The following is a 15278-nucleotide window of genomic DNA, read 5'->3' on the forward strand; positions in this document are numbered from 1 at the left end:
TGCGCGGCAGCGCGTAAACGGAGCGCACGATGCCCGGCCGCGCCCTCGCCCTGGCGCTGGCGCTCGTCGGCCTGGTGGCCGGCGCGGCGGCGGCGCAACCGCTCGGGCGCGCGCAGGTGCCCGAGGAGCTGCAACAGTGGATCGACTGGGCGCTCCACGGGCACGAGGACGCCGTCTGTGCGCCGCTGCTCGGCGACGCCGCGCGCCGCGAGTGCGCCTGGCCGTCGCGCCTCGCGCTGGACCTCGATGACGACGGTGGAACCTTCATCCAGGAGTGGGACGCGCAGCGCGGCCTGTGGCTGCCGCTGCCCGGCGCCGCGAAACCGTGGCCGCAGGACGTGACGGTCGATGGCGGCGACGTCGTGGTGATCGACCGCGACGGCACCCCACAGGTGTGGCTCGAGGCCGGTCGCCACGCCGTCGCCGGTCGCTTCACCTGGGATCGCCTGCCCGAGATGCTGCCGGTCCCGGCGAGCACCGGCGTGATCGCCCTCACCCTGCGTGGCGAGGCAGTGCCCTTCCCCAACCGCGATGCCGACGGCAGCCTGTGGCTGCAGCGCGCCGAGGCGACGAGCGACGAGGCGGACCGCATCGGCGTCATCGTGCATCGCCTGGTCGACGACGACGTGCCGCTGCTGCTCGACACGCGGATCGAGCTCGAGGTGTCCGGCCGCGGCCGCGAGGCGTCGCTCGGTCCCGCCCTGCCCGCCGGCTTCGCCCCGATGCTGCTCGACAGCCCGCTGCCGGCCCGCCTCGAAGCCGACGGCCGCCTGCGCCTGCAGGTGCGCGCGGGGAGCTGGTCGCTGCGCCTGCTCGCCCGCCACGACGGACCGGCGGCGACGCTCAGCGCGCCGTCGCCCGACGGGCCGTGGGCGAGCACCGAGATCTGGGTCTTCCTGGCCCACCCCGACCTGCGCCTGGTGACCATCGAGGGCGCCGCCGCGGTCGACCCGCAGCAGACCAACCTGCCCGACGAATGGCGCCAGCTTCCCGCCTACGTGATGCGGCCCGGCGCGACGATGACGCTGGTGGAGCGGCGGCGCGGCGACACCGACGCCGGCGCCGATCAGCTCGCGCTGGAGCGGACGCTGTGGCTCGACTTCGACGGCGGCGGCTACACCGTGCGCGACCGCATCACCGGCACGCTCAGCCGCGCCTGGCGGCTCGACATGGCGCCGCCGACGACGCTCGGCCGCGTCGCCGTCGACGGCGCCGACCAGTTCATCACCCGCCTCGCCGCCGACGCGCCGTCCGGGGTGGAGATCCGCGCCGGCACGCTGACGCTCGACGCCGACAGCCGGCTCGACGGTGCCACCCGCACCCTGCCCGCGGTCGGCTGGCTGCAGGATTTCCAGTCCCTGTCGGCGCAACTGCAACTGCCGCCGGGATGGCGCCTGCTGCACGCCAGCGGCGTCGACCAGGCGCGACCGACCTGGATCGCCACCTGGACGCTGCTCGATCTCTTCATCGTCCTCATCACCGCCCTCGCCACCGCCCGCCTCTACGGCTGGGGCTGGGGCGCGCTGGCGCTGCTCGCGGTCGGCCTCACCTACACCGAGCCGGAGTCGCCGGCCGGCATCTGGCTCACCGTGCTGGTGGTCGAGGCGCTGGTGCGCGTCGTCCCCGACGGCACGGCGCGGCGCGCCCTGCGACTGCTCCGCGTCCTCGCGCTCACCGTCCTGGTGATCGCCACCGTGCCCTTCGTCATCGGCCAGATGCGGCAGGCGCTCTACCCGACGCTCGAGCACCCGTGGCTCGGCACGGACCAGATGACGAGCCAGGCGGCGGCGCCGGAGAGCCCGGAACGGGTGCGCGCCCTCGGCTACGGCGGGGCGAGGGATGCCGCCACCTCTGGCGCCGAGGAGCTCGCGGTCGCCAAGCGCGGCGCGGTCAGCCGCAGCTACGAATACGCCGCCGTCGACCCGAAGAGCGTCGTGCAGACCGGCCCCGGTCTGCCCGCCTGGAGCTGGAACAGCGTGAGCCTCGCCTGGAGCGGACCGGTGAGCCAGGAGCAGCAGCTCCACCTCGTGCTGCTCTCGCCGGCGGCGAACCTGCTGCTCGCCATCCTCCGCACCCTGCTCCTGGCGGCGCTGGTGGCGCGGCTGATCGGCTACCAGCCGCGGCGCAACGCGGCGGCCGCGGCGCTGCTGATCCTCTGTTGCGGCGCCGTCCCGCCGGCGCGCGCCGACTTCCCGTCGGACGCCATGCTCGACACGCTGCGCGCGCGCCTGCTCGAGCCGCCGTCGTGTCATCCGTGGTGCGCGTCGATGCCGCGCCTGCAGCTCGAGGCCGACCCGCGGACGCTGCGAGCGCGGCTGCGGATCGACGTCGCCGCGCCGGTCGCCGTGCCGCTGCCGGGGCAGGCGACGCACTGGCTGCCGACCGCGGTCAGCGTCGACGGCGAGGCGGCGACGGGACTGCTGCAGGGCAGCGACGGCGCCCTGTGGCTGCGACTCGAGCCCGGCAGGCACGAGGTGCTGATCGAGGGCCCGCTGCCGGCGCGCGACACCGTGCAGGTCCCGTTCGCCCTGGTGCCGCGGCTGGTCGAGGCGCGGATCGACGGCTGGACGCTCGAGGGGGTGCACGGCGACGGCAGCGCCGACGCCAACCTGCAGCTCTCCCGCGTCGCGCCCGCCGACGGCGCGGCGGCGGCGCCGCTGCAGGCGAATCAACTGCCGCCGTTCGCGCGCGTCGAACGCACGCTGCGCCTCGGACTCACCTGGCAGGTCGAGACGCGCGTCGTCCGCCTCACCCCGGCCGACGCGGCGCTGGTGCTGGCGGTGCCGCTGCTCGCCGGCGAGGCGGTGACCACCGCCGACGTCCGCGTCGCCGACGGCCGGGCGCAGATCAACCTGGCGCCGCAGGTCGACGAGGCGACCTGGCAGTCGACGCTCGACGAGCGCTCGCCGATCGAGCTGCGGGCGCCCGAGGACGTGCCGTGGGTCGAGCTGTGGCGCCTCGACGCCAGCCCGATCTGGCACGTCGAGGCCACCGGCGTCGCCTCGGTGCTGCGCACCAACCCGAGCGCGCCGCCGCTGCGCGAGTGGCGCCCGTGGCCCGGCGAGGCGGTGACGCTGGCGGTGCTCCGCCCCGAGGGCGTGCCCGGGCAGACGCTGACGATCGACGAGAGCGCGCTGGCGCTCAGCCCCGGACTGCGGGCCACCGACGCGACGCTCGAGCTGACCGTGCGCAGCAGCCGCGGCGCGCAGCACCGCATCGCGCTGCCGCCGGGCGCCGAGCTGCTGTCGGTGGTGATCGGCGGCGTCGCCCAGCCGCTGCGCCTGGAGAACGGCGGCGTCGTGCTGCCCATCAACCCGGGCGCCCAGCCGGTCGCCCTGCGCTGGCGGCAGCCCGACGGCATGGTCGCGCGCTTCCGCTCGCCGGCGGTCGATCTCGGCGCGCCGAGCGTCAACGCCCGCCTCGACCTCACCGTGCCGCCGAGCCGCTGGGTGCTCTTCGCCGGCGGCCCGCGGCTCGGCCCGGCGGTGCTGTTCTGGAGCCTGCTGCCGGTGCTGACGCTGGTGGCGTTCGGCCTCGGCCGGGTGCGCAGCACGCCGCTGCGCTTCCACCACTGGCTGCTGCTCGGCATCGGCCTGACCCAGGTGCCGATCGCCGCCGCGGTGGTGGTCGCCGGCTGGCTGCTCGCCATCGGCTGGCGCCGCGAACGCGGCGGCACGCTCGGCGCCCACGCCTTCGACCTCGTGCAACTGCTGCTCGTCGCCTGGACCTGGGCGGCGATCGCCATCCTCTTCTACGCCATCCAGCAGGGCCTGCTCGGCCAGCCCGAGATGCAGATCGCCGGCAACGCCTCGAGCGCCGAGCTGCTGCGCTGGTACCAGGACCGCAGCGGCCCGACCCTGCCGCAGGCGTGGATCGTGTCGACGCCGCTGCTCGTCTACCGCCTGCTGATGCTCGCCTGGGCGCTGTGGATCGCCGCCGCCCTGCTGCGCTGGCTGCGCTGGGGCTGGGAGAGCTTCGGCACCGGCGGCTATTGGCGGCGCCCGCCGCGCCCCACGCCGCCGGCCCCGCCGACACCACCGCGCCGCGACCCGACCCCGGCCGCGTGAACCGCGGCCATGGCCGTCGCGGCGAAGTTGCGTTCACTGCCGCCGGCGGCGTGAGGTCGGCGCGGCGGTGGTCGGGTCCTCCGGCCAGGCGTGCTTCGGGTAGCGGCCGCGGAGCTGCTTGCGCACCTCGGGGTAGCCGCGGCGCCAGAAGCTGGCGAGATCGTCGGTGATCTGCACCGGCCGCTGGCTGGGCGCCAGCAGCTCGAACACCAGCGGGACGCGGCCGCCGCCCAGGCGCGGCGTCGCAGCGAGACCGAAGACCTCCTGGATGCGCGCCGCCGCCGCCGGCGGCTTGTCGGCGCCGTAGGCGATGCGCACGCTGCGGCCGCTGGGCAGCGTCAGGCGCCCCGGCGCGTCGCGTTGCAGCGCCTGCCGCTGCGAGCCGCCGAGCAGGCCGACGACGACCTCGCCGACGTCGGCGGCGCGCAGCTCGGCGAAGCTGCGCTTGCCGTCGCACAGCGCGGCGACGGCCTCGGCCAGCAGCTCGTCGGCGTCGGGCAGCGCCAGCTCCGGCATGGCGCGGGCGAGGAAGCGCAGGCGGTCCAGGAGATGGCGCGCCTCGTCGTCGAGCGCCACCGCCGCCGCGGGGTCGCGGCGCGCCGCGGCGGCGAGCACCGCGCCGGCGGCGGCGCGGTCGACGTCCGGGCTCACCCATTCGCGCAGGACGAGGTCGTGGAAGCGCTCGCGCTCGCGGCGCACGACGCGTCCCTGCGCCGGATCGAGCTCGACCACCGCGTCGCGCCGCAGCGCCGCGGGGAACAGCTCCGCCAACCAGGCGGGATCGACGGCGCTGGCGATGCGCACCCGCGCGTCGGCGCCGGCGCCGGCATCGAGATCGACGGCGACGAACAGCTCGGCGCCGCGCACGACGCTGCGCGGGTCGAGCGCCACGCCGGTGCCGCCGACCATGACGGCGCGATGCGACCGGGGCGCGCGGCGCCGGCAGAGGCGATCGGCGAACGCGGCGAGGACTGCCTTCCCGGCGGCGTCGTCCACGCCGCCGTGGGACGGGGCTGCCGCGGCGACCTCCCCGTCCCCGGCGGCACGGGAACGCGACCCGGCAGGCGAACCGCGCCCGCCGGCGAAGTGCCGCCGGGCGCGGTCGACGGCGCGCAGCGCGTTCGCCTCCAGGCCCAGCCGCCGGCACGCCGCTATCGAGAACCCCTGCCGCTCGGCCTGCGCGAAGAGCGCGGCGCGCAGCAGCAGGTCGGACGGCCCGTCCGGCCACGGCGCCTCGTCGCCGCCGCCGCCGAAGGCGCGCGCCTCGAGCAGGATGTCGCGCTCGGCGGCCAGTGCCGCCAGCAGGGCGCCGGTCCCGCCAATGCCGCGCCGCCGCGCCTCGACCAGCAAACGGGCGATGCGCGGCGGCGCCGCGATCGCCAGCAGCGCCCGCCCGGTCTCGGTGATCCCGCCCGCGGCGTCGACCGCGCCGAGCGCGGCGAGCAGGCGCTCCGCCTGCTGCACGGCGCCGGCGCGCGGCGGATCGAGCCAGCCGACGGCCTGGATGTCGCGCGCCCCCCAGGCGCGCAGCTCCAGCACCGTGGCGCTGAGCTCGAGGCGGCGGATCTCCGGCGTCTCGCGCGGCAGCCGCGCCGCGTGCTCGACCGCCGGCCACAGGCGCAGACAGCGACCGGACGCGGTGCGGCCGGCGCGCCCGGCGCGCTGCTCGGCGGCGGCGCGGCTGATCGGCGCCAGGCGGATGACGTTGACGCCGCGGCGGGCGTCGTGCTCGGCGCGCAGGGCCTGGCCGCTGTCGATGACGGTGGTGACGCCCTCGACGGTGAGCGAGGTCTCGGCGACGTTGGTCGCGAGCACGACGCGCCGGCGGGGACCGCGCTGCAGCGCCCGCCGCTGCGCGTCGAGCGGCAGGTCGCCGTGCAGCGGCAGGACGTCGAGCCCGCGCGCCGCGGCGAGCGGCGCGATCGCCTCGCCGACGCGGCGGATGGCGGCCGCGCCGGGCAGGAAGACGAGCACGTCCCCGTCGTCGTCGCCGGCGGCGAGCAGGCGCGACAGCGCCGCGGCGACGCGCGCCGCCAGCGGCCGCGGATCGGGGGCGGCATGCTCGAGGCGCACCGGGAAGGCGCGGCCCTCGCAGGTCAACGCCGGCGCGTCGCCGAGATAGGTCGCCAGGGCGGCGGTATCGAGCGTCGCCGACATCACCACCAGGCGCAGATCCGGGCGCACCGTCTCCTGCAGCTCACGCGCCAGGGCGAGCGCGACGTCGCCGGGCAGGTGGCGCTCGTGGAACTCGTCGAGCACCAGGACGCCGACCTCCTCGAGGTAGGGATCGCGCGTCAACTGCCGCCCGAGCACGCCCTCGGTGACGAACCACAGCCGGGTGCGGGCGTCGCCGCGCGTCTCGAAGCGCACCCGGTAGCCGGTCTCGCCGCCGACCCGCCCGCCGCGCTGCGCCGCGACGTACTCGGCGGCGGCGCGGGCCGCGATGCGCCGCGGCTCGAGCACCACCACCTGCCTGGCGCCGGCGAGGCCGGCATCGAGCAGCGCCGCCGGCACGCGCGTCGTCTTGCCGGCCCCCGGCGCGGCGCGCAGCACGAGGCGGTTCGCGTCGCGCAGCGCCGCCACGATGGCGGGCAGCAGCGAATCGATGGGAAGCGGCGCGGGCACGGACGAGGCGATGCGGTTCACGCGGTCGGGCTGTTGGACGGTGGAGGGGATTGACGGGCCGTCCACGACTCCACCCTCCGGCCCCTGACAGCGTCATAGCCTAACAGCGTAACCGCCTCAGACCCAACCGGCGATGCCAGCTTGCTCCACCCCGCATCGCGGTGGCAGGGTCGCCGGCATGAGCGAGCACAGCATGCTGACCAGCGATCCGCTGCACACCCCGGCGCGGGTGTGGGGCGAGCCCGGCGAGGTGGCGCCGGACGTGTTCATGTACCCGGCGTTCGTCAACACCTACGCCGTCCGCCGGCGCGACGGCCTGCTGATCGTGGATCCGGGATTCACCCATGCCAGCGGCGCGCTGCGCGAGGCCGTGCGCGCCTGGAGCGACGCGCCGCTGCGCGCCGCGGTCTACACGCACGGCCACGTCGATCACGCCTTCGGGTTGCGCGCCTTCCTCGACGCCGGCGAGACGCCGCAGATCATCGCCCAGGAGAACTGCCTCGGCCGCTTCCGCCGCTACGCCATGACCCACGGCTGGAACGCGCGCATCAACCAGCGCCAGTTCAGCCTGCCGAAGCCGATGTTCCCGAACCAGTTCGACTGGCCGACGCACGTCTTCCGCGACGCGCTGACGGTGCGGCTGGGCGACGGCGAGGTGCACGTCCGCGCCGCCAAGGGCGAGACCGACGACGCGTGCTGGGTGTGGATCCCGGAGCAACGCTACCTGTTCACCGGCGACCTGATCATCTGGCAGGCGCCGAACTGCGGCAATCCGCAGAAGGTGCAGCGCTATCCGGCGGAGTGGGCCGAGGCGCTGGAAGCGATGGCCGGGCTCGACGCCGAGTACCTCTTCCCCGGCCACGGCCTGGCGATCCGCGGCCGCGCCGCGGTGCGCACCGTGCTGACCGAGACGGCGCGCTACCTGCGGGCGATCATCGACCAGGTGCTGGAACTGATGAACGCCGGCCGCACGCCGGAGCAGATCTTCCATGCCGTCGAGCCGGACGCCGAGCTGGCCGGGCGCCCGTATCTGCAGGCCAACTACGACCATCCCAAGTTCATCGTCCGCAACCTGCTGCGGTTGTGGGGCGGCTGGTGGAACGGCAACGCCGCCGATCTGCTGCCGGCGACGCACGAGGCGCAGGCGGCGGAGATCGCGGCGCTCGCCGGCGGCGTGGAGAGGCTGATCGCCCGCGGCCGCGCCCTGCTCGACGCCGGCGACAGCGTGATGGCCGCCCACCTCGCCGAGTGGGCGACGCGCACGGCGCCGACCAACCGCGAGGCGCAGACCCTGAAACGCGACGTCTACGCGCGGCGCTTGGCCGACGAGTCGGCGCTGATGGCGCAGGGCATCTATCGCGCCGCGATGAACGACGCGCGCGCCGCGCTGGACGAGGAAAAGGACCAGCCGCTGCGCGCGACCCGGCTGGTGATGGGGCACGAGGAATAGCCGCCGGCGACCGGCCGGCCGCGTCGCGCTGAGCGCCGACGGCCGACCGCGCGCGAGCGAAAGGGAGCACCATGAAAATCCGCGCCGCGATCTGTTTCGAGCCACGGCAGCCGCTGGTGGTGGACGAGGTCGAGCTCGACGGACCGAAGGCGGGCGAGTGCCTGGTACGGCTCGCCGCCACCGGGGTCTGCCACACCGACGCCTACACGATGAGCGGGCGGGACCCGTCGGGGCTGTTCCCGTGCGTGCTCGGCCACGAGGGCGCCGGCACCGTCGAAGCGGTCGGGCCGGGCGTGACCTCGCTGCGGCCCGGCGATCGGGTCATCCCGCTGTACATCCCCGAGTGCCGCAACTGTAAGTTCTGCCTCAGCGGCAAGACCAACCTGTGCAGCGCCATCCTGGCGACGCAGGGCAAGGGCCTGATGCCGGACGGCACCAGCCGCCTGTCCCACAAGGGCACGCCGCTCCTGCACTACATGGGCACCTCGACCTTCGCCGAGTGCACGGTGGTGCCGGAGATCGCGCTCGCCAAGATCCGGCCCGACGCGCCGCTGGAGAAGGTGTGCCTGCTCGGCTGCGGCATCACCACCGGCATCGGCGCGGTGCTGAACACCGCCAAGGTGCACCCCGGCGCCACCGTGGCCGTCTTCGGCCTCGGCGGCATCGGCATCTCGGTCGTGCAAGGGGCGGCCATGGCGGGCGCGGCGCGGATCATCGGCATCGACCTCAACCCGTCGAAGCACGAGTTGGCGCGCCAGCTCGGCGCCACCGACTGTCTCGACCCCGGAGCGGTGCCGAACGTCGCCGAGGCGCTGGTCGAGATGACCGACGGCGGCGTCGACTTCGCCTTCGAGTGCATCGGCAACGTCGAGGTGATGAACCAGGCGCTGATGAGCTGCCACAAGGGCTGGGGCCAGTGCATCATCATCGGCGTCGCCGGCGCCGGCGAGGAGATCCACGCGCGGCCCTTCCTGCTCGTCACCGGCCGCGTCTGGCGCGGCACCGCCTTCGGCGGCACCCGCGGCCGCACCCAGCTTCCGACCTACGTCGACTGGGCGATGAGCGGCCGCGTCAAGATCGACGAGTACATCACCCACACCATGCCGCTGGAGCGCATCAACGACGCCTTCGACCTCATGCACCGAGGCGAGAGCATCCGCAGCGTGGTGCGGTTCTAGCCTCGATACGACAAGACACCTTCACCACGGAGGCACGGAGACACGGAGGGTGCAGCGTCGGAATGGCGGGTGGGTGCGATCCCCATGGCCATCGCTGATGGCGTTGGGGATCTCGCCCCGAACCCCCTCTTGTCCAGCTTACTCCGTGTCTCCGTGCCTCCGTGGTGAAATGTTTTCGTCACATCAGGGCCAGGACAAGTCGTGGTGGTGGCGTCGTCAGGCGTTCGGCGGCGGCGCGACATCGCCCGACGGACGGACGCGATCCGCGCGCGCTGACGCGCAACGCACCGACCTGACCAACCTTCTCACTCGCCGTTCCCCGTCGGCTCGAACCGATACCCGACGCCGCGCACGGTCAGGAAGTAACGCGGCCGATCCGGATCGGGTTCGAACTTGGCGCGCAGGCGGCCGACGAAGTTGTCGATCGTGCGATGCGTCAGGTAGTCGGTGCGCCACACCTCGCTGAGCAGCGTCTCGCGGGTGAGAACGCGCTCGGGGTTGCGCAGGAAGTAGGCGAGGAGGGCGAACTCGCGCGCGGTCATCGACACCGGCTGGCCGGCGCGCTGGGCGCGGTGGCGGTCGAGGTCGACCTGGACGTCGTTGAACTCGCGCACCGACTGCCCGGCGGCGCGCAGGCGCTGGCGGCGCAGGGCGGCGTTGAGGCGGGCGCGCAGCTCGGGGAGGTTGAAGGGCTTGGCGATGTAATCGTCGGCGCCGAGCTGCAGACCGAGCACCTTGTCGGCGTCCTCGCCGCGCGCGGTGAGGACGATCACCGGCATCTCGGCGTCGACCTCGCGCAGCCGGCGCAGCACCTCGAGGCCGTTCACGCCCGGCAGCATGACGTCGAGCAGCACCAGGTCGGGCTGCCGCTCGAGCGCCAACTGCAGGCCGGTCTCGCCGTCGGCGGCGGTGAGCACCTCGTACCCCTCGAGCGAGAGATTGAGCTGCAGGCCGGCGACGATCGCGGGATCGTCCTCGATGAGCAGCACGAGCTCCGACGCCATCATGTCAGCCGACCGCCGGGACGCGGATCGAGAACTCGGCGCCGCCGTCGGGGCGGTTGCGCACCCGCACCTCGCCGCCGTGCGCCTGGACGACGTGGCGGACGATCGCCAGGCCGAGGCCGCTGCCCTCCTGCTTGCGGCTCAGGCGGTCGTCGATGCGATAGAAGCGCTCGAAGATGCGCCGGTGCTCGCGGCGCGGGATGCCGGGGCCGCGGTCGGCGACCGCGAGCTCGACGTGGCCGTCGTCGGCGCGGCAGCGCAGCTCGACCTGGCGCGACTCGCCGCCGTACTTGGCGGCGTTCTGCAACAGGTTGAGCAGCGCCTGGCTGAGCATGGTGCGGTCGGCGAGGATCGTCGGCAGGCCGCGCGGCACGTCGGTGGCGAGCGCGACGTGCTCCTGCAGCCGGATCGGCTCGAAGGCGCGCAGGGCGGTGTCCACCACGGCGTCCACCGTCTCCGGCCGGCGATGGTAGGCCATCGAGCCGGCCTCCATCCGCCCCAGGTCGAGCAGCCGCCCGATCATCATGTTCAGGCGTTCGGATTCGTGGTCGAGCATCTGCAGGCACTGGCGGCGTTGTTCGTCGGTGAGCGGCCGCGGCTCGAGCAGGGTCTGGGCGAACAGACGGATGCTGGTGAGCGGGGTCTTGAACTCGTGCGACACCTTGGAGAGGAAGTCGAGCTGGAGCTGCGACAGATCGGCGGCGCGCTTGAGCGAGAAGACGAGCCAGATGGCGCTGGCCAGGACCGCGACGCAGAAGGCGAGGATGAGGATGCCGAAGGTGATGTCGACGGTGGCGCGCTGGAACACCAGCACCAGGATGCCGACCACCACCAGCGCCACGACCGACAGCAGCACGAAGGTCGAGGCCAGCCACATGTGTCGGCGGAACCGCATGGCCGGATGCTCGCGCCCGGCGGCCGGGGAATCAAGCCGTCGGGCGGGCCGGGCGCCCGCCGCTCAGCGCAGCGACGGGAACAGACGCCTGGCGATGGGCTGCGCCAGCAGGGCGACGGCGATGACGACGACGCCGACGACGCGATCGTCGTCGATCAGCCCCGCCGCGACGATGCTCGAGGCGAGGAGGACCGCGAACCACAGCAGATCGCCGGCCAGCGCCGCCAGCCATCCCGGCAGGGACGGGATCGGCAGCCCGCTCGCCAGCGCGCCGGCGGTGTAGATGTCGACGCCGAAGCCGACGGTGGCGATGCGGAACAGGGCCGGCGCCAGGCGCCCGGCGCGGATCTCCTCTGGCGTCGGGCGGCGCGTGCCCATCATGGCGAAGGCGAGGACCCGCTGGCCGATCGCGCGGATGGCGGGATGGCGGCGGCCGCGGGTGCGCAGCCAGCGGTACAGCGGGTGCAGGAGCAGCGCCGCCAGGGTGTCGGAGAGCGCGTAGAGCCCGAAGGTGACCGGCGGCGGCACGCGCAGGTGATGCGCCAGCAGCACGCCGGCGGGGATCCCCGGTCCGACCGGCGCCCAGAAGAGCAGGAACACCAGCGCCAACGGCCCGCCCGGCATCTGCGCCGCGGCGGCCATCAGGCGGCTCGCCCCGGCCTCGCCCGTGAAGGCGCTGGGATCGAAGGCGTTTGCGGGATCGAAGACGTCGAACGGAGAGAGCACGCTTCGCTCAGCTTTCCCGTTCCGGCGGCGATGAACAAGCCGTGGCCGCGGCGCGCTTGCGCCCCGGCCGGCGGCGTGGCGGAATCGACGCGTGCGCGCGGCGACGACGCCCTTCCTGGGCCTGTCGGTGCTGATCATCGCGGCCTGGTGGTTGTCGAGGTTCTCGCAAGCGCTCGCCCCGCCGCGCGAGGAGCACCTGGCGATCCGCCTGATCCTGCTGTGGTCGTTCTATCCCGGGGCGCTGCTCTGGGCGGCGCTGTATCACTGGTGCGCGCGCCGCGCCGCGCTCTGGGGCGGCGGGCGGGCGGTGCGGGTATTCTGGCTCGCCGCCCTGGCGCCGGCGCCCATCCCGCTCGTCATTCACTGGGCGCTCATCGCCCACGACCAGGCGGCGGGACGTGGCCTGTATTCGCACGTCGGCGGCGGCGCGATGCTCATCTACCTGCTGCCGGTCCTGTCGGTCGTGTTGTCGACGGTGGTGAGCGTCGGCCTGGCGCGAGCGATCGGCGCCACCCGACCGGGGGCCAGCGAGGGGACGTAGGAGTCCCTCCGCGTCGCGGCAGAGAACGTATCGCGACACGCAGGGCTGCACGCGTTCACGCAGTCGGGCTCGACGCCAAGCGCGCGCGACCCCGCGCTCGCATCAGCGCAGGGCGCCGCCGACGTGGCCGTGGGTGCTGGTGCGCACGCGCAGAATGCGCTGGCCGGCGGCGATGTAGAGCGAGCGGCCGTCGTCGCCCCAGGCGAGGTTGCCGGTGGCCGTGCCGGTGAGGATGCGGCCGAGGCGGGTGCCGTCCGGCGCGAAGACGTGCACGCCGCCCGGGCCGGTGGCGAAGACCGTCCCGGCGTCGTCCACCGTCAGGCCGTCGGGAACGCCCTCGCCGTCGATGCCGCGGGCGTCGGCGAACACCCGGCCCGCGCCGAGGCTGCCGTCGGCCAGCACCGGGTAGGCCATCCACAGCGGATTCTCGCGCTCGGCGTTGCTGACGTAGAGGGTCGCGCCGTCGGGCGAGAAGGCGAGGCCGTTGGGCGCCCGCAGGTCGGTGACCACCGCGCTGAGCGTGCCGTCCGGCGCCAGCCGGTAGACGCCCTGGAAGTCGAGCTCGCGCCCCGGATCGTCGTATCCGCGCGGCAGGCCGAACGGCGGATCGGTGAAGTAGAGCGCGCCGTCGGCGGCGTAGACGAGATCGTTGGGGCTGTTGAGGCGCTTGCCCTGATAGCGGTCGACGACCGTCGTCAGTTGGCCGTCGGCGGCGCGGCGGGCGATGCGGCGATCGCCGTGCTGGCAGAGGACCAGGCGGCCGTCGCGATCGAAGGTGAGGCCGTTCGCCCCCGGCTCGTCGCCGTTGAACCGCTCGACGCCGGTGTAGCCGCTCGGGCGCAGCACCACGACCGTGCCGCCGCCCGGGGTCCACTGGAAGACGGTGTTGCGCGATACGTCGGAGAACAGCAGCACGCCGGTGCGCGGGTCCCACAGCGGTCCCTCGGCCCAGCGCAGCCCGCCGGTGACCACCTCGAGCCGCGCGTCCGCCGGCAGCAGGGCGTCGAGCCGCGGGTCGAGCCGCTCGATCGTGCCCGCCGGGGCGGCGCCCGCGGCCGGCGCGCCGGCGGCGAAGGCGGCGACCACGAACAGCAGCACGGCGGCTCTCGGCGGCGGCGGTCGCCGCCCATCCCGGGCCGCGCCGCCGCCGGAACCGCGAGGCGCGCGCCATTCGTGCCCCATGTCGTCGCCGCGATCGGCGCGGCGGCGGTCCTCGCGTCCGGCGGCGCCGCCGCAGCTCGTCGTCACGTCGCAACGACTACCACATCAGCGCGGCGCGCGCCCAACCGCGGCGCCCCCGCCGGCGGCCGTCGGGACGTCCGCGACGCGGCGACTCGAGATGAGGAGCGGACGGGCTTTGCCCAAGAAAGGTTGCTAGGTTGTCAGTCTCAGAGGCCGTTCAGGCCTAACAACTAACAACCCAGCAACCTCACAACCTGGGGCTGCCTCGCGGGAGCAGCGAATTCTTGGGCAAGGCCGAGCGGACGGGCACCCAGCGGATCGCCGCCCCTGTGGACCTGTGTGCGCGGCTGTGGTGAAAGTCGCGGCTATGGATCTGAGCTACAGCGAAGAGTACGAGCGCTTCCGCACCGAGGTCCGGCAGTTCCTCGACGACAACTGGTCGGAGGAGGACCGCAACTCCAGCCCGCCGCCGGAGGGCCAGGCCGCGCTCATGGGCGCCGTCGTGCGCACCGACGAGCGCGCCACCGCGTTCCGCCTCAAGGCGATCGAGCGCGGCTATCTCTACCGCGGCCTGCCGCGCGCCTACGGCGGCAGCGAGCAGGCGTTCGACCCGCTGAAGAGCGCCATCATCGCCGAGGAGTTCCGCGTCGCCAAGGCGCCCGGCGAGGTGGTCGGCCAGGGTCCGAGCATGCTGGCGCCGACCCTGGTCGAGCACGGCACCGAGGCGCAGAAGCAGAAGTTCGTGCGCGACACGCTGCTCGGCAAGATCATCTGGTGCCAGGGGTACAGCGAGCCCGGCTCCGGCTCCGACCTCGCCTCTCTGCGCACCCGCGCCGAGCTGGACGGCGACTTCTGGGTGGTCAACGGCCAGAAGATCTGGACCTCGAACGCCAAGGAGTCGCACTGGATGTTCGCGCTGGTGCGCACCGAGCCGGACGCGCCCAAGCACGACGGCATCAGCTACCTGCTGATCGACATGAAGACCCCCGGCCTCGACGTCCGGCCGCTGCGCCAGATGACCGGCGACGCCGACTTCAACGAGGTGTTCTTCGACAACGTCCGCGTGCCGAAGGAGAACCTGGTCGGCCCGCGCGGCAAGGGTTGGGTGGTCAGCCGCTCGACGCTCAAGCACGAGCGCGCCCTGATCGGCGGCTCGTTCATCACCCGCCGCACGTTCGACGGCCTGGTGATGGTGGCGCAGAACGCGCAACTGCGCGGCCGCGCGGCGCTCAAGGATCCGGTGCTGCGCGACCGCCTCGTCCAGCTCGAGACCCGCCTGCTGGCCAGCGAGTACAACGGCTACCGCCTGCTCACCCAGCAGTCGCGCGGCGAGGACCAGGGCCTCGCCGGCATGGTGATGAAGCTGTTCACCACCCAGCTCAGCTACGACATCAGCCGCACCGCCATGGACGTTCTCGGCGACCGCGGCGCCCTCGCCCGCGGCGACTACAACACTCCCGACATGGGCATGTTCTCGTACTCGTACATGTGGGCGCTCGGCATCCTCATCGCCGGCGGCACCGCCAACATCCAGCGCAACATCATCGCCGAGCGCGGCCTCGGCATGCCGCGCGACGGGAGAAGATAGGGTGTTACGCTGTTAGGCTGTT

At 74.0% G+C, this 15278-nt stretch carries 10 protein-coding genes; 5 read left to right on the forward strand and 5 right to left on the reverse strand.

The features are described 5' to 3' along the window. Window positions 1-29: 29 nt before the first annotated feature. Window positions 30-4067: a hypothetical protein gene (locus KF840_25470; protein ID MBX3028254.1), complete on the forward strand. Its 4038-nt coding sequence runs from the start codon at window positions 30-32 to the stop codon at window positions 4065-4067. A gap of 33 nt (window positions 4068-4100) precedes the next feature. Here the strand turns inward: KF840_25470 and KF840_25475 are convergent, their stop codons facing one another. Beyond that, window positions 4101-6692: an ATP-dependent helicase HrpB gene (locus KF840_25475; protein MBX3028255.1), complete on the reverse strand. Its 2592-nt coding sequence runs from the start codon at window positions 6690-6692 to the stop codon at window positions 4101-4103. Between the two features lie 178 nt (window positions 6693-6870). On the opposite strand from KF840_25475, the gene KF840_25480 reads away from it, so the two are divergent. After that, window positions 6871-8142, forward strand: a complete 1272-nt coding sequence (locus KF840_25480) for an MBL fold metallo-hydrolase (protein ID MBX3028256.1) — start codon at window positions 6871-6873, stop codon at window positions 8140-8142. A 71-nt stretch (window positions 8143-8213) separates the two neighbouring features. Further along, window positions 8214-9320, forward strand: coding sequence for an S-(hydroxymethyl)glutathione dehydrogenase/class III alcohol dehydrogenase (locus KF840_25485; protein MBX3028257.1), 1107 nt, complete (start codon window positions 8214-8216; stop codon window positions 9318-9320). Between the two features lie 305 nt (window positions 9321-9625). Here the strand turns inward: KF840_25485 and KF840_25490 are convergent, their stop codons facing one another. From KF840_25490 to KF840_25500, 3 genes are all read right to left on the reverse strand, one after another. After that, window positions 9626-10324 (reverse strand): response regulator transcription factor, encoded by a 699-nt coding sequence (locus KF840_25490; GenBank protein MBX3028258.1) that lies wholly within the window; start codon window positions 10322-10324, stop codon window positions 9626-9628. A 4-nt stretch (window positions 10325-10328) separates the two neighbouring features. Further along, entirely contained in the window at window positions 10329-11219 is an 891-nt protein-coding gene (locus KF840_25495) for a sensor histidine kinase (GenBank protein MBX3028259.1), read from the reverse strand. 63 nt (window positions 11220-11282) lie between these two features. Then, window positions 11283-11945 carry a hypothetical protein gene (locus KF840_25500; protein ID MBX3028260.1) on the reverse strand — a complete coding sequence of 221 codons (663 nt, stop codon included), beginning with the start codon at window positions 11943-11945 and terminating at the stop codon, window positions 11283-11285. A 91-nt stretch (window positions 11946-12036) separates the two neighbouring features. Between KF840_25500 and KF840_25505 the strand changes: the two genes are divergently transcribed. Continuing rightward, entirely contained in the window at window positions 12037-12486 is a 450-nt protein-coding gene (locus KF840_25505; GenBank protein ID MBX3028261.1) for a hypothetical protein, read from the forward strand. 102 nt (window positions 12487-12588) lie between these two features. On the opposite strand, the gene KF840_25510 is transcribed toward KF840_25505, so the two are convergent. Then, window positions 12589-13668 carry an SMP-30/gluconolactonase/LRE family protein gene (locus KF840_25510; GenBank protein MBX3028262.1) on the reverse strand — a complete coding sequence of 360 codons (1080 nt, stop codon included), beginning with the start codon at window positions 13666-13668 and terminating at the stop codon, window positions 12589-12591. 367 nt (window positions 13669-14035) lie between these two features. Here KF840_25510 and KF840_25515 point away from each other — a divergent pair, with 367 nt between their 5' ends. After that, window positions 14036-15256, forward strand: a complete 1221-nt coding sequence (locus tag KF840_25515) for an acyl-CoA dehydrogenase family protein (protein ID MBX3028263.1) — start codon at window positions 14036-14038, stop codon at window positions 15254-15256. Window positions 15257-15278 lie beyond the last annotated feature (22 nt).

Source organism: bacterium (assembly GCA_019637795.1).
In the GTDB taxonomy this organism is placed as follows: domain Bacteria; phylum Desulfobacterota; class Binatia; order HRBIN30; family CADEER01; genus JAHBUY01.